Genomic DNA, 25135 nt, shown 5'->3' on the forward strand with positions numbered 1-25135 from the left:
GGTCAGACCAAGCCGTGTTCGAAGGCGAACACGACGAGCTGGACCCGGTCGCGCACCTCGAGCTTCGCGAAGATCCTGCTGATGTGCGTCTTCACGGTCGCCTCGCTGAGGAACTCGGCGGCGGCGATCTCGGAGTTGCTCAGCCCGCGCGCCGCGAGGAGGAAGATCTCGCGCTCGCGCGCCGTGAGCTCGGCATAGCGCTGCGGCGCGGCCGGAGCGGCCGGAGCCTGCTGGAAGTGTTCGAACAGTTCGCGGGTGGCCGACGCGGCGATGACCGCGTTCCCGGCATGGACCGTGCGGATCGCTGCGAGCAGGAACTCCGGCTCCGCGTCCTTGAGCAGGAACCCGCTCGCCCCGGCTCGGATGGCCGTCGCGGCCGCCTCATCGAGGTCGAAGGTGGTCAGCACGACGATTCGTGGCCGCTCGCCCCCGCGCGCGTCCGCTTCCGCCAGGATCGTCTTCGTCGCCTCGATCCCGTCCATGACCGGCATCCGGACGTCCATGAGGATGACCTGCGGGCGCGTGCGTTCGGCCAGCTCGACCGCTTGACGCCCGTCGGAGGCCTCGCCGACGACACGGAGGTCCGGCTGCGACCCGATGAGCATGCGGATCCCGCCTCGGAACAGCGCCTGGTCGTCGACCAGCGCGATCGTGATCGCCCCCGCTGCCGTCGCGTCACTCGGATCGGTCATCTCGTCACTCCCACCGTCGCGTACGGGATCGATGCGTAGACGGTGAAGAGACCGTCCACCAGGGTCGTCCCGAACCTGCCGCCTGCCAGCGTAGCGCGCTCGTTCATCCCGGCGAGTCCGTGCCCCGTGCCGGCCTTCGGCGGTTCGACCTTCGCCCGGTTGACGACCCAGAGCTGCAGCTCGGGTCCGGTCCAGTCGAGATGGACGTCGATCGGTCCACGATGGTCGCCGTGTCGGAGCGCGTTCGTGAGCGCTTCCTGGATGATCCGGTACACGGCGAGCTGCGAACCGGTCGCCACCGGTCGTTCCTGGCCGTGGCTCTGGACCACCACGTCCAGCCCGGCTCCGCGCAACTGCTCGTAGAGACGATCGAGGTCGGCCATGACCGGCTGCGGGCCCTCGGTCTGTTGAAACCGCAACTGCGCAAGCAACACCCGGACGTCGGCGAGGGCCTCGCGGGAGATGCTCGAGATCGTCCGCAACGCCTGGTCGGCCGAATCCGGGTCCGCGGCCAGCGCATATCGGGCACCGTCGGCTTGGGCGATGACGACGGCGAGGGAGTGCGCGACCACGTCGTGCATGTCGCGCGCGATCCGGTTGCGCTCCTGCTCCACGGCGACGTCGCGCTCGGCCAGGAGCTGCGCCTGGCGGCTCTCGCGTGCGAGCCGCCAGGTCCGCATGAGGACACCTGCGGTCCAAGCGAGGCCGAAGAAGGCGGCGAACGCGAGGAACATGAACAGCCCGACCGTCACCTGCGCGACCGGTGTCATGTCGTTCGCGAGGCCGAAGGTACTGATCTCCGCGCCGATGGCCGTGGTCCAACTCGGGACGACGATCACGTAGAACGCGATGAGCGCGGCACCGACGAACGCGGAAGCGAAGGACACCCATCGCACCACCCGGCCGCCGTAACTCGCCGCGGCGTAGAGCACGACCGGGATCGCGAAGTTCGCGGGATCGGGTGCCAGAAGGAGCAGCATCTGCGCAAGCGCCGTGACCCAGGCGACGGCGAGGGAGATCCCGGGAGCCAGGCGGCGGAGGGCGAGCGCCACGCACATGCCGAGCAGGACGATGATGTACTGGTTCGGCCGAGCGGTGTACGCCACGAACGTGACGAGGAACAGCACCGAGGGCAGCGCGATGTCGAGGGCCAGTTGGCCGGGCCGGAGCGAGCGGAGCATCCCCCAACCGTACGACCTGGCGGCCGGTCACTCCGTCCTCGCGCGGGAAGATCATCCTCCGGGTGTACGCCGGAGGACAGCGCTGCGCCGGGCCGACCCGAAGGCCGACCCGGCGCAGCGGGATCGTCAGATGGAGGCCAGTTCCCGCGCCTCGACCTGCGTGCGCACGGCCCGGTTGACCGCCGAGACCACTGCCTTGAGCGAGGCCGTCGCGATGTCGCCGTCGATCCCGACGCCCCAGAGGCGCTGGTCGTTCACCTGGAGCTCGACGTAGGCGGCCGCCTCGGCGTCGCCTCCGGCGCTCAGCGTGTGCTCGACGTAGTCGTACAGCGTGACCTCGATGCCGCGCCCGGAGAGCAGGTTGAGGAAGGCCGCGATCGGGCCGTTGCCGGTCGAGGTGCGCTCCTCGACCTGCTCGCCGTCGCGAAGGGCGACCTCGAGGACCACGGTGCCGGTGAGGTCGCTCGACGTCTTCGTGGACTGCAGTTCGAACCGACCCCACTTCGCGTCCGCCACCGTTGCCGGCAGGTACTCGTCCTGGAAGATCGACCAGATCTGGCCGCTCGTCACCTCGCCGCCCTCGGCGTCGGTCTTCGCCTGGACGACGCCGGAGAACTCGATCTGCAGGCGACGCGGCAGGTCGATCGCGTGATCGGTCTTGAGCAGGTAGGCGACGCCGCCCTTGCCCGACTGCGAGTTCACGCGGATGACCGCCTCGTAGCTGCGCCCCAGGTCCTGCGGATCGACCGGCAGGTACGGGACGGCCCACTCGAGGTCGGCGACGTCCTTGCCCTGCGAGACGGCGTCGACGGACATCGCCTCGAAGCCCTTCTTGATCGCGTCCTGGTGGGAACCGCTGAAGGCCGTGAAGACGAGGTCGCCCGCCCATGGACTCCGCTCGTGCACCGGCAGCTGGTTGCAGTGCTCGGCCGTCCGCTTGACCTCGTCGATGTCGCTGAAGTCGATCTGCGGGTCGACACCCTGCGTGAACATGTTGATGCCGAGCGCGACGAGGTCGACGTTGCCGGTGCGCTCACCGTTCCCGAAGAGGCACCCCTCGATCCGGTCGGCGCCGGCCAGGTAGCCGAGCTCGGCCGCCGCGATCGCGGTCCCGCGGTCGTTGTGCGGGTGCAGCGAGATGATGATGTTCTCGCGGTTGGCCAGGTTGCGGCTCATCCACTCGATCGAGTCCGCGTAGACGTTCGGCGAGGCCATCTCGACCGTCGACGGCAGATTGATGATGACCTTGCGGTCGGGCGTCGCCTCGAGGACCTCCACCACCTGGTTGCAGATGTCGACGGCGAACTCGAGCTCGGTACCGGTGTAGCTCTCCGGCGAGTACTCGTAGTAGATCTGCGTCCCGGGGACCGTCGACTCCATCTCGCGACACTTCCGGGCGCCGTGGAGGGCGAGGTCGATGATGCCCTGCTTGTCGCTGCGGAACACGACGTCGCGCTGCAGGATGCTCGTCGAGTTGTACAGGTGCACGATCGCCTGCTTCGCGCCGCGCAGCGACTCGTAGGTGCGTTCGATGAGGTGGTCGCGTGCCTGGGTCAGCACCTGGATGGTGACGTCCTCGGGGATCGCACCCTCGTCGATGAGGCTGCGGACGAAGTCGAAGTCGGTCTGGCTCGCGCTCGGGAACCCGACCTCGATCTCCTTGTAGCCCATCTTCACGAGCAGGTCGAACATGATGCGCTTGCGCTCCGGGCTCATCGGGTCGATGAGGGCCTGGTTGCCGTCGCGGAGGTCGACGGCGCACCAGCGCGGGGCCTCGGTGATCCGACGGTCAGGCCACGTGCGGTCGGGCAGCGAGACGTCGAACTGGTCCTGGTAGGCGCGGTAGCGATGGACCGGCATGCCTGATGGGGTCTGGGTGTTCTTCATGATCCTGGGATCTCCTCGTGGGATTGGGGGTGAGCCAATGACGAACTCCGCGACGAGGGAGGCCTGGAACTAGGACTCGTCGCGGCAGCTAAGGAGGAGCAGACCGGAGAACACGTCGTCAGCATAGCACTCCCCCGGGCGGCCGATCAGGTGACCAGTGAGGCGAGGTCTCGCACGGACACGTCCGGGAGGTACGCGCGCCCGACCGCAATGCCGATCGCCGGCAGGGTCAGCGGGTCCGCGTAGCCGAGGACGAGCGGACGCTCCTCCGGCTGGAACTTCCCCTTGAAGGCGAGGAGCGACCGGAACCCGTACACGGGTTCGAGCACGTTCCCGAGGTAGGTCAGGACGCGGTCGATCCCGTCCGTCTCCGGCTGCTCGGTGCTCCTCGAGCGGGCGAGTGGAGCCCCGGAGAGGCTCATCTCCTCGATGCCGTCCTCCTTGAACCGAGCGGCGGCTTCGGCGATGAGGAACTCCATGACGCCGTTCATGCCGTCCGTCCGACGCCGCATGAAGTCGAGGGTCCAACCGACCAGCTCACCATCGCGCCGCACCGGAAGCCAGCTCGTGACGCCGTGCAGCCGTCCTTGCTCGTCGACCGCGAGCAGGAGCCGGACCTCCTCGTCGACGAGCTCGTCGATCCCGCCGAGGGTGAACCCCATCTCGGGCAGCTTCCGCTCGGCGACCCACTCCTCGGAGATCTCGGCGATCTGCGCCGCGAGCCCGACGCCGAGCGCCCCGTAGGTGGACCAGACGGCGGTGATCCCCGCGCGGTCGGCCCGGTTGACGGAGGACCTGATGTCCTGCCAGCGCTTGCCGACCATGCTCCAGCCCTGCGGGTGCAGGACCGTCTCCTCGGCGACCTGGACGGTGCGCCAACCGATCCGGTGGAGCGCTCCTGCGGTCTGCTCGTCCACGCTGTACAACGCCACCGTCAGGCCCGAGTCCTCGCAGTGCTCGATGAACCGCTCGAGGACCCCCTGCTCGTGGCGGTCCCTCCCGAAGAAGCCGCCCGTGGTGACGGCGACCCCGGCGACGATCCGGTAGGCGACACCCGCGCTGCGCTGCGGGTCGAACCAGGTGAGGTTGCCCGGCCAGGTGGCCATGTGCCCGATGGAGTCGCTGCCCTCGGCCAGGAGCTCGCGCAGGCGGCGCTCGTCGGCCGGCGCGATGGCGTTCGCGACCCGGCTCAGCGGCCAGACCGCGCCGAGCAGGATGATGCTCCACCAGACGGGTCCGACGGCGTGGAACACCACGCCGGTGAGCGGGGCGACCGGGACGAAGCCCGGAAGGACGTTCCGCAGGTACGCGGCGGGGACGAAACGCTCCGGTGCCGCGCGGAGGACCTCCCACACGTCGGGCCTCGGCGAGAATCCCCCGGGCTGGAGCAGGGCGACGACCACGAAGAGCGCGGCGAGCACGACCCAAGACGCGCCGACCAGGGCCAGGTACCCCCAGGCACTGCGCCGGGTGGCCCGCACGGGGAACCCACGACGGAGCACGACCAGGAGCGCCGCCACGACGAGCGGGAGCAGGATCGCCGCCCACAGCGCGATCGCGATCTCGACGGACCGCTGCTGCGCGCCGTGTCCCGTCCCGAGCAGCGACGAGGGGTGCCCCGTCGGGTGGAGCCGCACCCCCGCCCCGAGCGACAGCGCACTCAGGACGGCGAAGGACACCATGATCGCCGTGGCGAACCAGACCGCGAACCGTCTGCCGCGGAGCAGTCCCCACGCTGCGAAGAGCAGGGCGATCAGGGGGACCACCGACAGGAGCACCGCTCCGAAGCCGTCGACGCGTACCAGCGTGAGGTCGCGCAGGCACTGTGCTGACACGCCGACCGTGCGGCATTGCCCGATGACCCGTCCGGCGTCGGGGATGTTCTGTTCGAGCAGGAGCACGAGCGGCGCGAGCGGACCGAGGTGCCGGCCGGACAGGAAGGTGATGAGCGGTCCGACTCCCATCATCGCGACGACGGACGCCAGGAGCACCCGGGTCTCGTGATGCGAGCTCCGCACGCGTCGCACCGACGGGGTGAGCCCGGCGAGCACAATCCCGAGCAGGACGCCGACCAGCGCTGCGAACAGTCGTGCGAGATCCTGCGGGAGTCCCGAATACAGCAGCACGATCAGGGCACCGACGACGACGAACGCGCGGATCCGTCGACGCCAGAGCGGCCCGTGGAACGCACTCGACGCGGCGAGGGCGCCGAGCGCGCCGGCCACCGGGTCGAACGCCACGATGCGGGCGACCTCGCCGCTCCAGAACTCGCCGCCGAGCGTGCCGAGGAGTTGGAGCCCGATGGCGAGCGCGTTCCCGGCGACCGCGGTCACCAGCACCGCCAGGAGCGTCTTGGCGGCACCGAACCGTCGCTCGGCGAGCACGAGTGCAGGGACGCCGATCAGCAGGAAGGCGAGGAGTCCGAGCACCCCGTCGGTTCCCAGGGCGCCGGTCAGGAGTGCCCACCAGTGCCCGTCGACCACGACCTGCTCGTACCCCACGCCGGCCGCCTCACGGATCGCCGACCGCCAGGCCGGGGTCGCCACCGGCGGTGTCCGCCACACGAACGCGCTGACCACGAGCACCAGCGCCGTGATCCCGATGCTCATCGGCACCGACCGGAGCACGCCGGTCACGAGTCGACCGAACGGCGTCGCCCTCCCCGCGCGCATCAGGCGAGCCCGAATCGTGCGGCGATCACGGGGAGCGCTCGGTCGAACACGGTGTGGACGGTGTGCCAGTCGTGCGCCGTCCCGTCGGAGACGAAGGTCGTCGTCCGCATGCCGGCGGCAGAGGCCATCGCGGCCACCCGCCGGACGCCGGGACCGTAGCGACTGTCGTCGCTGCCGTAGCCGAAGACGCCGATGGTGTCCGCATACGGGGTGTGCGCGGCGAGGATCGCGGAGGGGGCCGCAGCCTCGTACGCCGTCGCCGACCCGCCGAAGCCCTGTGCGATCGTCGTCGGTCCGATGGACGGGACGACCTCACCCGAGATGTCGAGGATGCCGCCGTAGCGTTCGGGGTGCGCGGCGCCGAGCTGGATGGAACAGGTCCCTCCCTGCGAGAACCCTGCGATGAACCAGTCCGTCCGCGATGTGGACACCGGGAGGTGCGCCGAGATCCACGCGGGAACGTCGACCGTGAGGTAGCTCGCCGAGTTGCCGAGCGGCCCGTCGACGCACATCGGGTTGCGGTCGGGAGCGCCGAGCTGGTCGGGCACGACCACGATCGGTGCGAGACCCGCATGCGAGGCGGCGAAGCGGTCGAGGATCCCCGCGATCCCAGCCGACGCGAACAGGTCGGCAGGCTCTCCCGGCTGACCGCTGAACGCCTCGACGACCGGCAGTGCCGGCGGGTGGGCGGTCAGCGCGGCCGGCGGCAGGTAGACGAGCGCGTCCCGGTGGGCGAACCCCGATGTCGTGGCCGGGATGTCGACATGTTCGACCCGGCCTTCGCTCGGCAGGTCGGCGGGTCGCTGCCACGTCGTGGTCGTCCCCCGGGCGGCCGGCAGGGCCGAGAACGACTGGTACGGGCTGATCCCCAGAGCCGCCCGCACCGTCGCGAACTCACCGAAGTCCTGGTTCACGCCGACCGCCCCGATGAGCAGGAAGGCGGGGATGGCGAGGCTCGCCACGACGACCCGCCACGCCCGGGTCCGCACGATCGCCGCGATCGCGAGGGCGGCACCGGAGAATCCCACCGCCGCCCACGCACGAGTGATCGGCGTCAGTTCGATCCCGAAGACGTCGAACACGTCACCGAGCAACCAGGCCGTGGCATAGGCGAGGAGCGCTCCACCGCTCGCCACGAGCAGCATCGTCAACCAGCCGCGGACCGTTCGACGCCCGGTCAACAGGATGATCGCCAGGACGACGGCGGCACCGCCGACCCAGACGAGGAGCTCCGGACGATCCAGCCTGATGGCCAGCAACCAGTCGAACACTCGGACTCCTTCTCGCGACCCCGAGGACCAGTATGTCCGCGGGCCCGCGAGCCTGTCGGCCACACGACGGGTTCCACAGCGGGCCCAAAGCAGACACGCAAGTCACGTTCAGGTAACGGAGACAGCCCACACGGATCAGCGCGAGTGCACCGCCCCGGCGGTCGACCGGATCCGGGTCAGAACCCCAGGCGACCGAGCAGTTTCGGGTCGCGCTGCCAGTCCTTCGCGACCTTGACGCGGATGGAGAGGAAGACCCGCGATCCGACGAGTGGCTCGATCCCGGCGCGGGCCCGGGCGCCGACGTCGCGGAGCCGGGAGCCGCCCTTCCCGATGATGATCGCCTTCTGGCTGTCGCGCTCCACGAACACGTTCGCGTAGATGTCGAGCAGGTCGGACCCCTCGCGCGGGATCATGTCGTCGATGGTCACCGCGAGCGAGTGGGGCAGCTCGTCCTGGACGCCCTCGAGCGCGGCCTCACGGATGAGCTCGGACACGCGGTCGACGACCGTCTCGTCGGTGGTGGCCTCGGTCGGGTAGAGGCGTTCCGACAGCGGCATGAGCTTGGTGACCTCGGTGACGAGGATGTCGAGCTGGTCGTCGGTCACCGCGGACAGCGGGATGACCGCGTCCCAATCCCGGAGCTCCGAGATCGCGAGCAGCTGCTCGGCGATCGTCGTCCGGCTGGCGGTGTCGGTCTTCGTGACGATCGCCACCTTCTTGGCGCGCGGGAAACCGTCGAGCGACTCGTTGATGAAGCGGTCGCCGGGGCCGAGCTTCTCGTTGGCGGGGATGCAGAACCCGATGACGTCGACGTCGGAGAGCGTGGACTGCACGAGGTCGTTGAGCCGCTGCCCGAGCAGGGTGCGCGGGCGGTGGATACCGGGGGTGTCGACGACGATGAGCTGGCCGTGGTCGCGGTGCACGACTCCGCGGATCGCGCGACGCGTGGTCTGCGGCTTCGAACTCGTGATCGCGACCTTCTCGCCGACGAGGGCGTTGGTCAGCGTGGACTTGCCGACGTTCGGACGCCCGACGAAGGACACGAACCCCGCTCGGAAGTCGGACGGAGGGGTGGTGTCGTTCATGGGTGCTCCCGGTGGTCGTTGGACGCCTGCTGGGCGTCCTGCAGCTGGTCGTCGCGCTGGGCGATGACGGTGAGGATGCGTCCCCGCCGCCCCTCGACCCGTTCGGCGGTGAGTTCGAGGCCGTTGGTCGACACCGTCGATCCGACGACGGGCAGCCGACCGAGGGCTTTCGCGAGGAGGCCGCCGACGGAGTCGACGTCGTCGTCGTCGAGTTCGAGGCCGAACAACTCCCCCAGCTCGTCGACCGGCAGGCGGGCGTCGACCCGGAACCGTCCGTCGTGCAGGTCGGTGATCTCGGGGGTGTCGGTGTCGTACTCGTCGGAGATGTCGCCGACGAGTTCCTCGATGAGGTCCTCGAGGGTGACGAGACCGGAGATGCCGCCGTACTCGTCGACGACCATCGCGATGTGGTTGGACTCCTTCTGCATCTGCTGCAGGAGCGAATCGGCCTTCTTGGACTCGGGTACGAAGCTCGCCGGCCGCAGGAGTGGCTCGATCGAGCCCACCTCGGTGACGCCGTCGCCACCGAACATCGCTCGCACCAGGTCCTTCAGGTACAGGATGCCGACCAGGTCGTCGATGTCGCCGTCACTGACGGGCGCCCTCGAGATCCCCGTCTCCAGGAACACCTCGAGCGCCTCGCGGACGCTGAGATCGCGCTGCAGACTCACGAGGTCGGTGCGCGGGATCATCACCTCGCGGACGAGCGTCTCGTTGAACTCGAAGATCGAGTGGATGAGCTCGCGGTCGTCCTCCTCGAGGACCGAGTGCGCTGCGGCCTCGTCGACCATGCTCAGTAGTTGCTCCTCCGAGGTGAAGGAGACCGAGCGGGGCAGCCCCGGGGTCACCCGGTTGCCCAGGGAGACGAGGACGTTCGCGACCGGGCCGAGGACCACGCGTGCGGCGCGGATGGCCGGGGCGCTGAAGCGCAGCACTGCGCTCGCGTGGGTCCGTCCGACGCCTCGGGGGCTCGCGCCGACGAGCACGAAGGAGGTGCCGGTCATGATGACGACCGCGAGGACGAGGACGACCCACAACTCGTCGATCGACGAGGCCAGTGCGAGGGTGACGAGGACGGCGGCCGTGGTCTCGGCCAGGATCCGGATGAAGTTGATCGCGTTGACGTGCGCACCCGGATCGGCCGCGATTGCGCGGAGCGCGGATCCCGAGCGGGCGCCCTCCGCCAGGTCGAGGATGTCCGCGCCCGACTGCACGCCGATCGCGGCGTCGGCTGCAGCCATGAGACCCGCGAACGCGACGAGCAGGAACGCGACGATGACGAAGATGGCGACGAGGGACATCAGCTGGTGCGTCGTCTCTCCTGGAGCGCGAAGGCGAGGAGGATGTCCCGCTGGATGCCGAACATCTCCTTCTCCTCGTCGGGCTCCGCGTGGTCGTACCCGAGCAGGTGGAGCACACCGTGGCAGGTGAGGAGCTGGAGTTCGTCCATCGTCGAGTGCTTCGCGGCGGCCGCCTGCGTCTCGGCGACCTGCGGGCAGAGCACGATGTCACCGAGCAGCCCGGGCGGCGTCGGGTTCTCCTCGGTCCCGGGACGGAGCTCGTCCATCGGGAAGCTCAGGACGTCGGTCGGTCCCGGCTCGTCCATCCACTGGACGTGCAACTGCTCCATGGCGCCCTCGTCGACCAGGACGATGGCGAGCTCGGCATCGGGGCTCACGTGCATCGCGTCGAGCGCGAACGACGCCAGGGCGAGGATGCGCGATTCGTCGACGGCGACGCCGGACTCGTTGTTGATCTCGATGGTCATGAGCGTCCTCGCTTCGGCTGGTGGTCTCTGGCTGCGCCGCGACGCTCGGCACGGTTGGCGAACTCGGCGGCCTGCTCGCGCTCGAACCGCTGCGCCTGTCGGACGGCGTCGTACTCGCCGTAGGCGTCGACGATCCGACCGACGAGGGTGTGGCGGACGACGTCCTCGCTCGTGAGGTGGGCGAAGTGGATGTCGTCGACGTCCTTGAGCACGCGGGTGACGAGCCGCAAGCCGGACGCACCGGTCGGCAGGTCGATCTGGGTGACGTCGCCGGTCACGACGATCTTGGACCCGAACCCGAGCCGGGTGAGGAACATCTTCATCTGCTCGGGCGTGGTGTTCTGCGCCTCGTCGAGGACGATGAACGAGTCGTTGAGCGTCCGGCCGCGCATGTAGGCGAGCGGAGCGACCTCGATCGTGCCGGCCGCGAGCAGCTTCGGGACGATCTCCGGGTCCATCATCTCGTTGAGCGCGTCGTAGAGCGGGCGCAGGTACGGGTCGATCTTGTCCGTCAGTGTGCCCGGGAGGTACCCGAGTCGCTCGCCGGCCTCGACGGCCGGGCGCGTCAGGATGATCCGGTTGACCTCCTTGCGCTGCAAGGCCTGCACCGCCTTCGCCATCGCGAGATACGTCTTGCCGGTACCGGCCGGGCCGATACCGAACACGATCGTGTTCTCGTCGATCGCGTCGACGTACGCCCGCTGCCCGACGGTCTTCGCCTTGATCGTCTTGCCACGCGAGGTGAGGATGACCTGCCCGAGCACCTCCGACGGGGAGGCCGAGCCGTCCTGCCCGAGCATACGGGCGGAGGTGCTGACCTCCGCCGGCCCCGGGTCGTGTCCTTCTCGGACCATGGTGATGAGTTCCTCTACGAGTCGTCTGGCGGCGTCGGCCTGCGGCGCCGGGCCGGTGATGGTGATCTCATTGCCGCGCACGTGCACCGAGACACCAGGGTGTTCGCGCTCGACGGTCGTCAGGAGTCGGTCCTGTGGGCCGAGGAGACGGACCATGGCGAGCCCGTCCACCAGGAGGACGTGCTCGACCTCCTCCGTCCGCGCAGCGGCGGGTCGGTCTGGGTTCGAGGACTCAGGCTCCGCCAAGGGTGCCCTCCTGCAGGGAACCGCCGAGGACATGCGCGTGCACGTGGAAGACCGTCTGCCCGGCGGACTCGCCGGTGTTGAAGACGAGTCGGAACTCGCCACCGGTGTGCTCCTTCGCGAGCGACGACGCCACCTCGACCATCTCGGCGAGCAAGGAGGGGTCACCAGCGGCCAGCTCCACGACGTCGCGGTACTCGGCGGTCTTCGGGACGACGAGGAGGTGCACGGGCGCCTGCGGTGCGATGTCGGCGAACGCGATCACCCGATCGGTCTCGGCGAGGAGGGTCGTCGGGATCTCCCCCGACACGATGCGGCTGAATACCGACGGTGCTTCACTCATGTCCACCAGTCTAAGGTTCGTGGCGGCCTCATGCGCGGGCTGGTGGATCGTCACCACCGACCGAGCAGCACGTTGAGCGCGGCGATCGCCGCCGGTCCCGCCGTCGAGGTGCGCAGGACGCCCGAGCCGATCCGGACCTCGATCGCGCCGGCCGCTTCGAGCCGCTCCCGCTCCGTCGGCGAGATACCGCCCTCCGGACCGACGACGAGGACGAGTTCCTCGGCGAGCAGTGCCGACGGGTCGAGCTCCGAGAGCGCGAGTGCCGCACTCGGTTCGAGCACGAGGACGGTCCGGCCGGCGACGATCGTGGCGAGACCACGGGTGTCGACGACCTCGGCCACCTCGGGCACCCGGGCGCGGATCGACTGCTTCGACGCCTCGCGCACGATGAGCTGCCAGCGCGCACGGCCCTTGACCGCTTTGTCGCCCTGCCATCTCGAGATGCTGCGCTCGGCGCCCCACGGGACGATCCGGTCGACACCCAGCTCGGTCGCCGCCTGGATGGCGAGTTCGTCGCGATCGCCCTTGGCCAGCGCCTGCACGAGGACGAGCCCAGGACGGTTCTCCGGGTGCACCACGACCGATTCGACGCGGATCTCCAACTCGCCCGGCTCGCTGCGCACGACCGGTCCGGTCGCGATCAGGCCCCGGCCGTTGCCGATCGAGGTGGTCTCGCCGACCCGCAACCTGCTCACGGCGACGGCGTGCTTCGCCTCGGGCCCGCGGAGGGTCACCGAGTCGCCGACACCGGTCGATTCGAGATCCTCACGGAGGTACAGCGAACTCATTTCAACCGACGCCGTGGAAGCGGTCGCGGATCTTCGCGAACAGGCCCTGCTGGAACTGCGCGAGCGCCGGAGCACCCTGGCGTCGTCCCGAGGCGAAGCTCTTGATCAGTTCGCGTTCCCGGTGGTCGAGCTTCGTCGGGGTGACGACCTGGACGCCGATCTTGAGGTCGCCCCGGCTGTTCCCGCGGAGGCGGGTGACGCCGCGGTCCTTGACCGTGATGACCTCCGAGCTCTGCACGCCCGGCCGCAGCTCGACCTCGACATCGCCGTCGAGCGCGTGGACGGTGACCTGGCGGCCGAGGATGGCGTCGGTCATCGGGACTTCGAGCGTGCACAACAGGTCGTCGCCGTCGCGGCTGAAGACGTCGTGGTGCTTGACCTTCATCTCGAGGTAGAGGTCGCCGTTCGGGCCGCCGGCCGGGCCGACCTCGCCGCTCCCCGGCATCTGCAGACGCAGACCGGTGTCGACGCCGGCCGGGATGTCGACCGAGACGGTGCGGCGGGCACGGAGCCGGCCCTGACCCTGGCACGTGACGCACGGGGTCGCGATGATCGTGCCGTAGCCGCGGCAGGTGCCGCAGGGCGCCGAGGTCATGACGTTGCCGAGCAGCGAGCGGACGGCCCGCTGGATCGAGCCGGTGCCGTGACAGATGTCGCAGGTCACCGGTGAGGTGCCGGGCTGGCAGCAGGAGCCGTTGCAGGTGCTGCAGAGCACGGCGGTGTCGACCTCGAGGTCGCGGTGGGTGCCGAAGATGACCTCGTCGAGGTCGAGCTCGACGCGCAACAGGGCGTCTTCGCCGCGTGCGCGACGGGACTTGGGTCCGCGCTGCTGGCCGCCCCCGCCGAAGAAGGTGTCGAAGATGTCGCCGAAGCCGCCGAACCCGGCGTCGCCGCCACCGAACCCACCCGCCTGCGGACCGAGGTCGTACTGCTGGCGCTGCTTGGGGTCGCTCAGCACGTCGTAGGCGTGCGTGACCTCCTTGAACCGTTCCGAGGCGTCGGAACCCGGGTTCACGTCGGGGTGCAGTTCGCGTGCGAGGCGGCGGTACGCCTTCTTGATCTCTTCGGGCGTCGCCTCCTTGGCGACACCGAGTGCTGCGTAGTGGTCGGGGTAGTCAGCCACTGAGGGCCTTTCGTTCGAGGTGCGGAAGGTGTTGGGGGACGCGACGAGGATGCGTCACTCGGCGTCGAGGATGCGCGAGAGGTACCTGGCGACGGCGCGGACCGCAGCCATGTTGCTCGCGTAGTCCATTCTCGTGGGGCCGAGGACGCCGAGCCGGGCGATTTCGCCACCAGAGGAACGGTAGTTCCCGGCGAGGACACTCGTGGTCTCGAGGCCGAACGACGCGTTCTCCCGCCCGATGCTGGCGACCACGCTGTCGCGCTCGGACTCCATCTCGCCGAAGAGCCGGAGCAGCACGACCTGCTGCTCGATGGCGTCCAGGACCGGATAGATGCTGCCGGGGAAGTCGTCTTCGGTGCGGGCGAGGTTGGCGGCACCGGCCATGACGAGGCGGTCCTGGCGCTGCGCCGAGAGCTGTTCGCGCACCGCGTCGACGATGCGGACGGCCGCCGCGCGGTCGAGGTCGGCGATGTCGGCGGGGACGTCGCCGATCGCGTCGTGGGCGTCGAGGAGTGGACGGCCCGCGACCGCCTCGTTGCACAGCGAGCGGAGCCGCGAGATGAGGTCGTCGTCGACGGGGCTCTCCGTCTCGATGAGCCGCTGCTCGACGCGACCGTTGTCGAGGATGATGACCGCGAGCACACGGTTCGGGGTGACGCTCACCAACTCGAGGTGGCGGACGCGTGCCCGGGAGAACATCGGGTACTGAACGAGCGCGACCTGGTTCGTCAACTGTGAGAGCAGCCGCACCGTGCGGTGCAGGACCTCGTCGAGGTCGCCGGACGCGCCGAGGAAGGTCTCGATCGCCGTCCGTTGGGCGTTGTTCAGCGGACGGCGGTCGGCCAGGTGGTCGACGAACATCCGGTAGCCCTTGTCGGTCGGCACCCGGCCGGAGGAGGTGTGCGGGGCGGCGATGAGCTCTTCGTCCTCGAGCTGCGCCATGTCGTTGCGGATGGTGGCTGCGGAGACCCCGAAGGAGTGGCGGTCGACGATCGTCTTGGACCCGACGGGCTCACGCGAGGCGACGTAGTCCTGCACGATGACCCGGAGCACTTCGAGACCGCGATCCGACACCATCTCGATCTCCTCCCGTCATCCACCTCGGAGCACCGACCATCAGCACTCGAAGACCCTGACTGCCAATCATATCGTGGCCTCCGCCCAGCCGTCCCTTGCGCGGCCCCGTGCCGCGGGAATACCGTTGGCCGCAGGCGTGGGTCCCTGATGAGCGACACCTGGTGCGATACGCTCAGCTGGACCAATTGAATATCACTCTCCGTGAAAGGTGCGAAGATGTCCGATCCGAACGCTCAGCCGCCCGTCGACCCAGCGAAGGGCGGGCCGGTTCCGCCTGCAGGAGACGGCGCGACGCCCCCTCCCGCAGCTCCGCAGCAGCCGCCCGCAGGCGCCTACCCGCCCCCGCCCGCCGGTGGCTACGCGCCGCCGCCTCCCGCTGCCGGCTCCTACCCGCCGCCGCCCGCAGGCGCCCCGCAGTACCAGCAGCCGTACGCCGCCGCTCAGCCCATGAGCCCGTCGGATGAGAAGCTCTGGTCGACGCTCATCCACATCGGTGGGATCTTCTTCGGATTCATCCCGCCGCTGATCGGCTACCTGGTCCTCAAGGACCGCGGCCCGTTCATCAAGGCGCACACGCTCACCGCCCTGAACTTCCAGCTGACGATGCTGATCGCGCTCGTGGTCGGCTCGATCCTGACGATCGTCGTGGTGGGTCTGTTCATCATCATCGCCGTGTACGTCGTCGTGATCGTGTTCAGCATCATCGCCGCGATCAAGGCGAACAAGGGCGAGCTGTACAGCTACCCGCTCACGATCCAGTTCATCAAGGCCTGATCCGTCGAGTCGCACGAGAACAGCCCCGTCCGGTCCGCCGGGCGGGGCTGTTCTACGCCTCGGGCAGGGTCAGTCGCCGACCAGACGGCGGACGACCGCGTCGGCGAGGAGCCGTCCGCGGCGCGTGAGCTCCAGCCGTCCGAGCAGGGCCTGCCGTGCGTCGATCAGTTCCTCGGCGATGAGCCCGGCGACCGCCGTGCGAGCCTCGGGGGCGAGCGTCCGGATCGGGATGCCGTCCCGCGTGCGGGTGAGCAGGAGGATGCGTTCGAGTTCCCGCGTCTCGTCGTCCAGGGTCTCCCGGCCGGCGGCCGGGGACTCCCCCGCCGCGATCCGCTGCGCGTACGCCGCCGGGTGCTTGACGTTCCACCAGCGCACCCCGCCGACGTGACTGTGCGAGCCCGGGCCGACACCCCACCAGTCCTCGCCCGTCCAGTAGGAGAGGTTGTGCCGGGAGCGGTGCGTGTCGTCCGTCGCCCAGTTGCTGACCTCGTACCAACCGTAGCCGGCCTCGGTGAGGAGATCGTCGGCGAGCTCGTACATGTCGGCCTGGAGGTCCTCGTCGGGGGTCCCCACCACGCCTGAGCGGATCTGGCGCGCGAGTTTCGTTCCGGGTTCGACGATGAGCGAATAGGCCGACACGTGGTCCGGAGCGCAGGCGATCGCCGTCTCGAGTGAGACGCGCCAGTCGGCCAGGGTCTCCCCCGGCGTCCCGTAGATGAGGTCCAGGCTGACGCCGAGGCCGGCCTCGCGAGCCCACTGCACGACGAGCGGCACCCGAGCCGGATCGTGCGTGCGCTCGAGGGTGGCGAGCACGCTCGGCACCGCGGACTGCATCCCGAAGGACACCCGGGTGAATCCGGCTTCGGCGAGCGTGCGGAGGTAGGCGGCGTCGACGGAGTCGGGGTTGGCCTCGGTCGTCACTTCGGCGCCGGGCGCGAGGTCGAAGTTGTCCGTCACGCCACGGAGCATCCGGACCAGGTCGTCAGCAGGCAGGAGGGTCGGCGTGCCGCCACCGAAGAACACGGTCGAGACCGGCCGATCGGGGACGGTCGATGACGCCAGGACGGACTTGCCGAAGCGGAGTTCCGCGACCGCCTCGTCGGCGTAGTCCGATTGCTTCGCGCCGCGGAGCTCGGTCGCCGTGTAGGTGTTGAAGTCGCAGTAGCCGCACCGGACTCGGCAGAACGGCACGTGCAGGTAGACCCCGAAGTTGCGTTCGTGGGCACCGACGGCCGCCGTCTCCGGGAGGATTCCGTCGGACGGGGCCGGATCGGCGAGTGGGAGGGCGCTCGGCACGGTCCGTCGCTCAGACGCCGCGCGACGGCAGGAGTGCGCGGAGGTAGGTGTCGTTCATGGTCTTGCGGCGGCGCTTGGAGCCGACGAGCTTCGCGGCACCCTTCGTCGGGCGGAAGAACGAGCGCACGACGATCCAGACGGAGTCGTCCTCGCGCTGCTCGATCGTGAAGGACTGCTCACCGCTCTCCGGATCGCCCTCCATCGTGCCGATGGCCAGGCTCACATGACCCGGCTCCTCGGTGACGGAGATGACGCGATGCGGCCCGACGAGCGGTTCCCCGCCGACGGTGCCGGCGAAGACGACCGTCGTGCCCGGCGTGATGAACGGCGTGCCGTCCTCGGCGAAGCGCTGCTCTTGGTGCGTCTCGATGGGTTCCAGCGGCGTACCGTCCTCGGCGAAGGCGATGCCGCCGTACTGCACGCCCGTGCCGGGGTGCACCTCGGAGATCTCCACGCCACTCGAGCGGTGCAGTCCCCAGGTGAGGAGTGCGCTGCTCGCGAGGGCGAACCGCTCCTCTCCGCTCCCGAGGCGGAATTCGTCCTCCGACGGCACGTAGCCCTCCGGCGGGTACTGCATGAGGTCGGTCCGCTGGGTGGCGCCGACGGCCGCGTAGTCGACCGCTTCGTCCTCGAACGAACTGCGTCGTGCGTTCACTTCTTGTCCTTCGTCTCCACGTCCCCGGAGAGCGCTGCGATGAACGCCTCCTGAGGCACCTCGACCTTGCCGACCATCTTCATCCGCTTCTTGCCCTCCTTCTGCTTCTCGAGGAGCTTGCGCTTGCGGGTGATGTCACCGCCGTAGCACTTGGCCAGGACATCCTTGCGCATGGCACGGACCGACTCGCGGGCGATGATCCGCGCACCGATGGCGGCCTGGATCGGCACCTCGAACTGCTGGCGCGGGATGAGCTTCTTCAGGCGCTCGGTCATGAGGACACCGTAGGCGTACGCCTTCTCGCGGTGGACGATGGCGCTGAACGCGTCGACCTGGTCGCCCTGCAGGAGGATGTCGACCTTCACGAGATCCGCGGCCTGCTGGCCGGAGGGCTCGTAGTCGAGCGAGGCGTACCCCTGTGTGCGGCTCTTCAGGTGGTCGAAGAAGTCGAACACGATCTCACCGAGCGGCATCGTGTACCGCAGCTCGACGCGGTCCTCGCCGAGGTACTCCATACCGAGCAGGGCGCCGCGTCGGCTCTGGCAGAGCTCCATGATGGTGCCGACGTAGTCCTTGGGGGCGAGGATGCCCACCTTGACCATCGGCTCCGACACCTCGAGGATCTTGCCGGAGGGGAACTCGCTCGGGTTCGTGACGGTGACGACCTGCTTGTCCTCCGTCTTCACCTCGTAGGTGACCGACGGCGCGGTGGCGATGAGGTCGAGGTCGAACTCGCGCTGCAACCGCTCGGTCACGATCTCGAGGTGGAGCAGGCCGAGGAAGCCGACGCGGAACCCGAAGCCGAGGGCGACGGAGGTCTCCGGCTCGTAGTTGAGCGAAGCGTCCGAGAGCTTCAGCTTGTCGAGCGCGTCGCGGAGGATCGGGTAGTCGCTGCCGTCGATGGGGTACAGACCGGAGAAGACCATCGGCTTCGGGTCGGTGTAACCCGGGAGTGCGTCGGTCGCCGGCTTCACCGCGGTGGTGACGGTGTCGCCGACCTTCGACTGCCGGACGTCCTTCACGCCGGTGATGAGGTAGCCCACCTCACCGACGCCGAGGCCCTTCGTGGGCGTCGGCTCCGGCGAACTGACGCCGATCTCGAGGAGGTCGTGCACCGCGCGCGTCGACATCATCTGGATACGCTCACGCGGACTCAGCTGGCCGTCGATCATGCGGACGTAGGTGACGACGCCGCGATAGGTGTCGTAGACGGAGTCGAAGATCATGGCGCGCGTGGGTGCGTCCGGGTCGCCCACGGGGTTCGGGATGCGGCCGACGACGCGGTCGAGGAGGTCCTCGACACCCATACCGGTCTTGCCTGACACCCGCAGGACGTCTTCGGGCTTGCCGCCGATGAGGCTCGCGAGCTCCTTCGCGTACTTGTCGGGGTCGGCCGCGGGGAGGTCGATCTTGTTGAGCACCGGGATGATCTCGAGGTCGTTCTCGAGGGCGAGGTAGAGGTTCGCGAGTGTCTGCGCCTCGATGCCCTGTGCGGCGTCGACGAGGAGGATCGCGCCCTCGCACGCGGCGAGCGACCGCGAGACCTCGTAGGTGAAGTCGACGTGCCCGGGGGTGTCGATCATGTTGAGCGCGAAGGTCTCGCCATTGAGCGACCACGGCATGCGCACGGCCTGGCTCTTGATGGTGATGCCGCGCTCGCGCTCGATGTCCATGCGGTCGAGGTACTGCGCCCGCATGTCGCGGTCCGAGACGACGCCGGTGATCTGCAACATGCGGTCCGCCAGGGTCGACTTGCCGTGGTCGATGTGGGCGATGATGCAGAAGTTCCGGATGAACGCCGGGTCGGTCGATGCCGGCTCGAGGGCCTTCACTGCTTGGGGGCTCACGCGTTCCTCGGGGTCAGGGGTGGAATCGGGCAACCCTCATTGTCCCACGGCGGGGAGCACCCGCGCTGCGGTACCCTGGATTGCCAGAACTCAGCCCGACTGGTAATGTTGCCTGTTGGCTTGCGTGTGAGTTGAGACCACACGAGAACTCGCTTGAAGACGCCCTCTTCCGTCCGACGGCACCGAACATCATTTCCTCGAACCGAAAGTTGACCCAACGTGGCAAACATCAAGTCGCAGATCAAGCGCATCGGCACCAACAAGAAGGCCAACGAGCGCAACAAGGCCGTCAAGAGCCAGCTGAAGACCGCCATCCGCGCAACCCGTGAGGCCGTCGTCGCCGGCGACAGGGCTCAGGCTGAGTCCGCTCTCAAGCTCGCCTCGAAGAAGCTCGACAAGGCCGTGAGCAAGGGCGTCATCCACGAGAACCAGGCAGCGAACCGCAAGTCGGCCATCGCCAAGCAGGTCAACGCGCTCTAAGCGACACCAGCTGCAAGGCCCCGGCGTTCCTCGGAACGTGCGGGGCCTTTCGCGTTCCCGGGGCATTCCGTTCCCTGAGCACACAGCGGTCCCTGAGCGCACACGGGTCCCTGAGCGCACACGGGTCCCTGAGCTTGTCGAAGGGCATCCCGCCCGCCGCCACGGCCAGCTCGGCGGGCTACCGCTCCGACAGATCGACCCCGCGTGCCGCGATGACGCCGACGAGCCGCTCGAGTGCGAACACCGGGTCGCGGCTCGCGCCCTTCACGCCGGCGTCAGTCTCGGCGAGCATCTGCACCACGCGGCCGATGCCGGCGTCCGTCCAACCGGACAGGTCCCGACGGGCGCGGTCGACCTGCCACGGTGCGAGGCCGAACTGCTGCGCGATCTGCCCGGACCCGCCGCGTGCCGACGACACCTTGGCCATCGTGCGGATCTTCATCGCGAACGCGGCGACGATCGGCACGGGGTCGGCACCCGAGTCGAGCGCCTGCCGCAGGGCGAGCAGCGCATCCCCGTGTCGTCCGGCGATCGCGGCGTCGGCGACGTCGAACGCGCTCGTCTCGAGTCGACCGCCGTAGTACTTGTTGACCGTCTGCTCGGTGATCTCCTCCGACGCGTCGGCCATGAGCTGACTGCACGCGGCTGCGAGCTCGGCGAGGTCGTCGGAGAAGGCGCCGACGAGCGCCCGGAGCGCCTGGGGCGTGATGCGACGACCGGCCGTCTTGAACTCCGCCGCGGCGAAGTCGGCCTTGTCGCTGTCCCGCTTGAGTTCCGTGCAGACGATCTCGACACCGCCACCGGTGCCTGAGCGGATGGCGTCGAGCAGCTTCTTGCCGCGCACGCCTCCGTTGTGCCGCAGCACGAGGTAGGCGCCCTCCGGCGGTGCTTCGAGATAGCGGATGGCTTCGGTGAGGAACTGATCGGAGCACTTCTCGACCTGGCTGACGCGGACGAGCCGGGGCTCGCCGAAGAGCGACGGGCTCGCCACGGTGAGCAACTCCCCCGGGGCGTAGCTGTCGGCGGCGACGTCGTTGACCTCGAGCGAGGGGTCTTCGGAGACGAGGAAGTCGCGCAGCCGGCGGATCGCCCGGTCCGCGAGGAAGGACTCTGTGCCGGACACCAACACGATCGGAGCCGGGCGGATCTCGGACCAGCCGAGCTGCGGGATCGCCGCCGAGGCCTTGGCCGCCGTCTTGGCCTTGCCGCGACCGGCGGAACGTGGTGCAGCCACAGCGGCTCCTCTCGACCGTCCGAGTCTACCGGCGACCGCCGACGCCAGACGGGTCGGGGACGGCAGCTCACCCGCCGCGCTCCGACCACACGCGGAACCCGCCGCCGTCGTCCGGGCCGAGGACGATGGTCCCAGACTCGTCCGTGCGGAGGACCTCGGCCCCGGTGGCCTCGTAGAGCTCGAGCGCTGAGCGCGTCGGATGCCCGTAGCCGTTGTCGGCCCCGACGGAGACGAGCGCCACCGTCGCGCCCACCCGGCGTGCCAGGCGGTCGCTCTGATCGGCGGAACCGTGATGCGACACCTTGACGATGTCGACCGCGTCCCCGAGCGCGTGCCGTCCGAGCAGCCGGTCCTGTGCTTCCTCACCGAGGTCGCCGAGCAGCAGCACCGATGCGGCGAGGAGGTCGAACCGGACCACCACGCTCGAGTCGTTCCCCGGTTCGACGCCACCTGCCGCGGGGTCTGGCCACAGGACGCGCCACGGCGCCGCGCTCTCCGGATCCCCCAGCACCCCCTGGTCCCCGGCGCCGGCCTGTCGCACCTCCGCACCGCCCGCTCGGAGCACTCGCGCGATGCGCTCGTCCTCCGGGTCGTCGACCGGCCCGAGCAGCACCTCGTCGACCCTGCCGACGACCGCGTCGAGGCCTCCGACGTGATCGAGGTCGTAATGGGTGAGGACGAGCAGCTCGATGCGGGAGACCCCGAGTTCGTCCAAGCACGCGCGGAGCGGTGCGGGGTCGGGCCCGACGTCGACCAGGGCGGTGGCGCCGCCCTGTCGCAGGAGGACCGCGTCGCCCTGACCGACGTCGCAGGCGGCGACGATCCAGTCGCCCGGCCGATGCAGGGCCGGGCCGAGTCCGTCCCCGACCGCCCGACCGCACAGTGCAACGAGCGACACGACCACCGCCACCCCGATCGTCCTCGACCACCGCGGGGGCAGATCCCGACGGAACAGCAGGAGCGTGGCGATCAGGGCCGTCGGCACGGCGACGAGCACGACGCCGAGTGGCCCCTCTGGCCACGGCACCCGCGCAGCAGGGACGCCCTCGAACCACCGGGCCACTGCGGCGATCCACGTCGCGGGCACCCACCCGAGCCATGCGACGAGCAGCGCGAGTGGTGGTGCGAACGGGACCAGCAGGCAGGCGAGCAGCCCGAGCATGGTCGCGGGCGCGGCGGCAGGGCCAGCGAGCAGGTTCGCGGGGACGCCACCGAGCTGGATCGCCGGGTCGAGGAGGACGAGCATCGGCTGGCAGGCGAGCTGGGCGGCTGCCGGGATGGCGATGAGGGCCGCTATCCCCCGCGGCAGCCACCTGCGGAGTACGTCCGTCAGCGGTCCGCTGAGCAGCAGGAGGCCGGCGGTCGCGAGCACCGAGAGCCCGAACCCGTACTGCCCTGCCAACCAAGGGTCGGCGACGAGGAGCACGACCACCGCCAACGACAGCGCGGCGAGGCCACGGATCGGCCGCCCGAAGCCGCCCAGCACCAGGACGAAGGCAGCCATGAGTGCCGCCCGTTGCACGCTCGGTTGGGGCGTCACGAGGACCACGAAGGCGACGAGGCACAGCAGGGCACACGAGATCCTGAGCTTCCGTCCACCACCGACTGCCGCGACCGCCGTGCTGACGAGCCACACGATGACCGCACAGTTCGCTCCGGACACGGCCGTCAGATGCGAGAGTGAACTGCGCTGCATCGACTCCGTGACCGCGTCACTCACCTGGCTCACATCGCCGATCGCGAGGCCGGGTAGCAGCTCCCCGCCCGGGCCGGGCAAGGTGGACGCGAGCCCGACGAGGCCGGAACGGAGCGACGCCGACCAGTCGAGGACCGCCGGCGGCTCCCCCAGCAGCTCGGGTTCCTCCCGTGCGAAGAGCAGCGCTGCCCGCGCATCACCCGGTGCATTCCAGCGGAGCGAGCCGTCGACGTGCCAGCGCTCGCCGATCCTCGGTGCCCGATCCGCCGGGACCGGCGCGAAGACGAGGACCGGGACCGAGAGTTCCTCCAGGGCTCCCCCGTCGTCCGAGACCGTCACAAGGTCGGCTGCGAACCGAACCGTGGGTGCAGCCGTGACCGACCCGGTAGGAACCGCGTCACCGGTCACCACGACCTCGGCATCCACGGGAGCGTTCCCGAATGCTTGCAGCAGCTCCGGCTGCCGGTCAGGAGCGCGTGCGGCGATCGTGGCGGCGACCATGCCGAACAGCGCCGCGGAGCACGCGCAGAGCAAGAGTGTCGTGATGAGGACGGACCCTGTCCGACGCTCCCCGGGGCGATGCTCCGCACGGCGACGCCGGACGACCGTGCTGCACCAGAGGCAGGCGGAGGCGACGAGGAACGCGACCAGTACCCCACTCCAGGCCAGCGTCGGAGCCGCGCTGCCGACGGCCGCACCGACCCAGGTGACCGCCGCCGGGATGAGCAGGCGTGGGAACCGCATCGCGCTCCCACCTCGCCCGGGCGTCGGTCCGGTGGCCGCGTCTGTGGTCACACCGTCGCCGCCGCGCGCAGCCCCTCGAGGGTCTTCGCGCCGATGCCTTCGACCGCGCTCAGGTCGTCGAGGGTGGCGAACGGTCCGTTCGTGTCCCGCCAGGCGATGATGCGCGCGGCCAAGGCCTCCCCGATCCGCGGGAGTGCGGTGAGTTCGGTGGCGGATGCCGTGTTCACGTTGACGAGCTGGGAGCCGGACGGACTCCCGGCAGCCGACCCGCTCGTGCCTCCACCAGGTGGCACCTCGCCGACCACCGGGACGTACAGTTGCTCGCCGTCGTTCACGAACCGTGCGAGGTTCACGGCGCTGGTGTCCGCTTCCGCCATGAGGCCGCCGGCGGAGGCCACCGCATCGAACGCGCGTGATCCGTCCGGCAGCCGGTAGACACCAGGGGCCGCGACCGCTCCGAGCACGTGGACGAAGAGCTCCCCCGTCGCCGCGCCTGCGGGCGCGGTCGATCCCGGTGTCGCGGCGGGCACGGGGCTCGCGTCAGCCGACAGCTCCGCCCCACCGATCGTCCTGACCGCCCCGCCTGAGGTGAACAGCGAGACGAGGATGGCGACGACGAGGGCCGCGATCACCAACACGACGACCGCCCCGGCACGGAACTCCGGGCGCGGTAGCTCACCGAGCGAACGGCGCGTCGACGAACGCCTGGACGGCACCGGGTGGGACGTGGGTTCCGGTTCGATGGTCATCCTCGAACGCTACGAGCCCGGACACCCCGAACCACATGCTCGCCGTCCCCACGGGCACCGAACGCACCGCGACGACCCCTGTGGAGCGCGTTCGCATGGGATGCAGAATGCAGTCAGCTCACCGAGCGCCTCGGTGTTGACCGGTCGTCTTCCGACCGGGGCGTCAGGCCACTCTGGCCGCCTCGGCCCGCTCTCGCGTCGAAGATCGCCCGAACCAGATCCACAGGGGGCGAGCCGTGGCGAGGATGAGCACCGCGAACAGGCTCTGATTGATGACGCCGAACCACGAGAGTCCGCCGAGCAGAACGAAGACGGTCCAGTTCACGGCGATGTCGGCGACGATCACCGCGATGCCGAGCACGATGCCGGAGCGCCGTCGAAGGATGATCAGCACCGCGGTGATGGGGTCCAAGACCGTGAGTGTCACCCAGAACAGCCGGACGCCGGGCGGGAAGCCGCCGTAGACGTCCAACCCGCCGAGGATCAGATCCGCGGTGTGCGTGGTCGTTCCGATTAGGAAGCCGATCACCCACAGGATCTGGAACACGCGGAGCGTTCGTACTGATGGGGCGAGAGCGATCACCCGGTCATGCTACCGAGGAAGCACAGGCAACGGCTCGGGGCCCGATCTGAGAATAGGTTGCCATCGGCTAGGGCATGGGGTCCGACTCGATGG

The 25135-nt window shown here is 69.5% G+C and carries 22 protein-coding genes; 2 read left to right on the top strand and 20 right to left on the bottom strand.

Annotation, left to right across the window (positions count from 1 at the left end):
• Positions 1 to 2 precede the first annotated feature (2 nt).
• The 13 genes from ITJ62_RS08770 to hrcA all read right to left on the bottom strand — a co-directional run bounded on the left by ITJ62_RS08770 (position 3) and on the right by hrcA (position 14984).
• The gene (locus ITJ62_RS08770) at positions 3 to 692 is read right to left on the bottom strand and encodes a response regulator transcription factor (protein ID WP_194601057.1); all 690 of its coding nucleotides are present in this window, start codon (positions 690 to 692) and stop codon (positions 3 to 5) included.
• A complete protein-coding gene (locus ITJ62_RS08775; protein WP_194601059.1) occupies positions 689 to 1873 on the bottom strand; it encodes a sensor histidine kinase in 1185 nt (394 codons plus the stop codon). The genes ITJ62_RS08770 and ITJ62_RS08775 overlap by 4 nt, the downstream gene beginning before the upstream one ends.
• 126 nt (positions 1874 to 1999) lie before the next feature.
• Positions 2000 to 3760 carry a 2-isopropylmalate synthase gene (leuA, locus tag ITJ62_RS08780; RefSeq protein WP_086473476.1) on the bottom strand — a complete coding sequence of 587 codons (1761 nt, stop codon included), beginning with the start codon at positions 3758 to 3760 and terminating at the stop codon, positions 2000 to 2002.
• Between the two features lie 146 nt (positions 3761 to 3906).
• Positions 3907 to 6432 carry a bifunctional lysylphosphatidylglycerol flippase/synthetase MprF gene (locus ITJ62_RS08785; protein WP_194601061.1) on the bottom strand — a complete coding sequence of 842 codons (2526 nt, stop codon included), beginning with the start codon at positions 6430 to 6432 and terminating at the stop codon, positions 3907 to 3909.
• Positions 6432 to 7703 (bottom strand): alpha/beta hydrolase-fold protein, encoded by a 1272-nt coding sequence (locus ITJ62_RS08790; protein ID WP_194601063.1) that lies wholly within the window; start codon positions 7701 to 7703, stop codon positions 6432 to 6434. Before ITJ62_RS08790 ends, ITJ62_RS08785 begins: the two co-directional genes overlap by 1 nt.
• Before the next feature lie 176 nt (positions 7704 to 7879).
• Positions 7880 to 8788: a GTPase Era gene (gene era, locus ITJ62_RS08795; protein ID WP_194601066.1), complete on the bottom strand. Its 909-nt coding sequence runs from the start codon at positions 8786 to 8788 to the stop codon at positions 7880 to 7882.
• On the bottom strand, positions 8785 to 10089 hold the full coding sequence (locus tag ITJ62_RS08800; RefSeq protein ID WP_194601069.1) for a hemolysin family protein: 1305 nt from the start codon (positions 10087 to 10089) through the stop codon (positions 8785 to 8787). Before ITJ62_RS08800 ends, era begins: the two co-directional genes overlap by 4 nt.
• Positions 10089 to 10556: an rRNA maturation RNase YbeY gene (ybeY, locus tag ITJ62_RS08805; RefSeq protein WP_079705750.1), complete on the bottom strand. Its 468-nt coding sequence runs from the start codon at positions 10554 to 10556 to the stop codon at positions 10089 to 10091. Before ybeY ends, ITJ62_RS08800 begins: the two co-directional genes overlap by 1 nt.
• The gene (locus ITJ62_RS08810) at positions 10553 to 11566 is read right to left on the bottom strand and encodes a PhoH family protein (RefSeq protein WP_228498304.1); all 1014 of its coding nucleotides are present in this window, start codon (positions 11564 to 11566) and stop codon (positions 10553 to 10555) included. The genes ybeY and ITJ62_RS08810 overlap by 4 nt, the downstream gene beginning before the upstream one ends.
• 76 nt (positions 11567 to 11642) lie before the next feature.
• Entirely contained in the window at positions 11643 to 11996 is a 354-nt protein-coding gene (locus ITJ62_RS08815; protein WP_064293856.1) for an HIT domain-containing protein, read from the bottom strand.
• Positions 11997 to 12046: 50 nt separating this feature from the next.
• Positions 12047 to 12784, bottom strand: coding sequence for a 16S rRNA (uracil(1498)-N(3))-methyltransferase (locus ITJ62_RS08820; RefSeq protein ID WP_194601072.1), 738 nt, complete (start codon positions 12782 to 12784; stop codon positions 12047 to 12049).
• A 1-nt stretch (position 12785) separates the two neighbouring features.
• A complete protein-coding gene (gene dnaJ, locus ITJ62_RS08825; protein ID WP_064293629.1) occupies positions 12786 to 13907 on the bottom strand; it encodes a molecular chaperone DnaJ in 1122 nt (373 codons plus the stop codon).
• A gap of 54 nt (positions 13908 to 13961) precedes the next feature.
• Positions 13962 to 14984 (bottom strand): heat-inducible transcriptional repressor HrcA, encoded by a 1023-nt coding sequence (gene hrcA / locus ITJ62_RS08830; protein ID WP_085510717.1) that lies wholly within the window; start codon positions 14982 to 14984, stop codon positions 13962 to 13964.
• A gap of 216 nt (positions 14985 to 15200) precedes the next feature.
• Here hrcA and ITJ62_RS18990 point away from each other — a divergent pair, with 216 nt between their 5' ends.
• Positions 15201 to 15758 carry a DUF4870 domain-containing protein gene (locus tag ITJ62_RS18990; RefSeq protein ID WP_228498130.1) on the top strand — a complete coding sequence of 186 codons (558 nt, stop codon included), beginning with the start codon at positions 15201 to 15203 and terminating at the stop codon, positions 15756 to 15758.
• Between the two features lie 69 nt (positions 15759 to 15827).
• Here the strand turns inward: ITJ62_RS18990 and hemW are convergent, their stop codons facing one another.
• Genes hemW through lepA form a run of 3 tightly spaced genes read right to left on the bottom strand, consistent with a single transcriptional unit; the run spans position 15828 to position 19556 of the window.
• Positions 15828 to 17054, bottom strand: a complete 1227-nt coding sequence (gene hemW / locus ITJ62_RS08840; RefSeq protein ID WP_194601075.1) for a radical SAM family heme chaperone HemW — start codon at positions 17052 to 17054, stop codon at positions 15828 to 15830.
• Positions 17055 to 17064: 10 nt separating this feature from the next.
• Positions 17065 to 17709, bottom strand: coding sequence for a DUF1990 family protein (locus ITJ62_RS08845; protein ID WP_370581875.1), 645 nt, complete (start codon positions 17707 to 17709; stop codon positions 17065 to 17067).
• The gene (gene lepA / locus ITJ62_RS08850; protein ID WP_191940946.1) at positions 17706 to 19556 is read right to left on the bottom strand and encodes a translation elongation factor 4; all 1851 of its coding nucleotides are present in this window, start codon (positions 19554 to 19556) and stop codon (positions 17706 to 17708) included. The genes ITJ62_RS08845 and lepA overlap by 4 nt, the downstream gene beginning before the upstream one ends.
• 219 nt (positions 19557 to 19775) lie before the next feature.
• Between lepA and rpsT the strand changes: the two genes are divergently transcribed.
• Entirely contained in the window at positions 19776 to 20036 is a 261-nt protein-coding gene (gene rpsT, locus ITJ62_RS08855) for a 30S ribosomal protein S20 (RefSeq protein WP_194601078.1), read from the top strand.
• A 178-nt stretch (positions 20037 to 20214) separates the two neighbouring features.
• Here the strand turns inward: rpsT and holA are convergent, their stop codons facing one another.
• The 4 genes from holA to ITJ62_RS08875 form a co-directional block, all read right to left on the bottom strand.
• A complete protein-coding gene (gene holA / locus ITJ62_RS08860; protein ID WP_194601081.1) occupies positions 20215 to 21270 on the bottom strand; it encodes a DNA polymerase III subunit delta in 1056 nt (351 codons plus the stop codon).
• Positions 21271 to 21337: 67 nt separating this feature from the next.
• A complete protein-coding gene (locus ITJ62_RS08865; protein ID WP_194601085.1) occupies positions 21338 to 23710 on the bottom strand; it encodes a ComEC/Rec2 family competence protein in 2373 nt (790 codons plus the stop codon).
• 47 nt (positions 23711 to 23757) lie between these two features.
• Positions 23758 to 24459 (bottom strand): ComEA family DNA-binding protein, encoded by a 702-nt coding sequence (locus tag ITJ62_RS08870; protein WP_194601087.1) that lies wholly within the window; start codon positions 24457 to 24459, stop codon positions 23758 to 23760.
• 163 nt (positions 24460 to 24622) lie between these two features.
• Complete coding sequence (locus ITJ62_RS08875; RefSeq protein WP_228498131.1) at positions 24623 to 25006, bottom strand: hypothetical protein; 384 nt, start codon at positions 25004 to 25006, stop codon at positions 24623 to 24625.
• Positions 25007 to 25135 lie beyond the last annotated feature (129 nt).

This window comes from Plantibacter sp. VKM Ac-2876, from assembly GCF_015350715.1.
In the GTDB taxonomy this organism is placed as follows: domain Bacteria; phylum Actinomycetota; class Actinomycetes; order Actinomycetales; family Microbacteriaceae; genus Plantibacter; species Plantibacter auratus.

Coding starts and splice junctions, on each gene's coding strand:
- ITJ62_RS08820 (WP_194601072.1), bottom strand. CDS start 12,784: ATGAGTTCGCTGTACCTCCGTGAGGATCTCGAATCGACCGGTGTCGGC.
- ITJ62_RS08775 (WP_194601059.1), bottom strand. CDS start 1,873: ATGCTCCGCTCGCTCCGGCCCGGCCAACTGGCCCTCGACATCGCGCTG.
- era (WP_194601066.1), bottom strand. CDS start 8,788: ATGAACGACACCACCCCTCCGTCCGACTTCCGAGCGGGGTTCGTGTCC.
- ITJ62_RS08785 (WP_194601061.1), bottom strand. CDS start 6,432: ATGCGCGCGGGGAGGGCGACGCCGTTCGGTCGACTCGTGACCGGCGTG.
- leuA (WP_086473476.1), bottom strand. CDS start 3,760: ATGAAGAACACCCAGACCCCATCAGGCATGCCGGTCCATCGCTACCGC.
- ITJ62_RS08870 (WP_194601087.1), bottom strand. CDS start 24,459: ATGACCATCGAACCGGAACCCACGTCCCACCCGGTGCCGTCCAGGCGT.
- ITJ62_RS08800 (WP_194601069.1), bottom strand. CDS start 10,089: ATGTCCCTCGTCGCCATCTTCGTCATCGTCGCGTTCCTGCTCGTCGCG.
- ITJ62_RS08865 (WP_194601085.1), bottom strand. CDS start 23,710: ATGCGGTTCCCACGCCTGCTCATCCCGGCGGCGGTCACCTGGGTCGGT.
- ITJ62_RS08810 (WP_228498304.1), bottom strand. CDS start 11,566: ATGGTCCGTCTCCTCGGCCCACAGGACCGACTCCTGACGACCGTCGAG.
- ITJ62_RS08815 (WP_064293856.1), bottom strand. CDS start 11,996: ATGAGTGAAGCACCGTCGGTATTCAGCCGCATCGTGTCGGGGGAGATC.
- ybeY (WP_079705750.1), bottom strand. CDS start 10,556: ATGACCATCGAGATCAACAACGAGTCCGGCGTCGCCGTCGACGAATCG.
- ITJ62_RS18990 (WP_228498130.1), top strand. CDS start 15,201: ATGTCCGATCCGAACGCTCAGCCGCCCGTCGACCCAGCGAAGGGCGGG.
- hrcA (WP_085510717.1), bottom strand. CDS start 14,984: ATGGTGTCGGATCGCGGTCTCGAAGTGCTCCGGGTCATCGTGCAGGAC.
- ITJ62_RS08770 (WP_194601057.1), bottom strand. CDS start 692: ATGACCGATCCGAGTGACGCGACGGCAGCGGGGGCGATCACGATCGCG.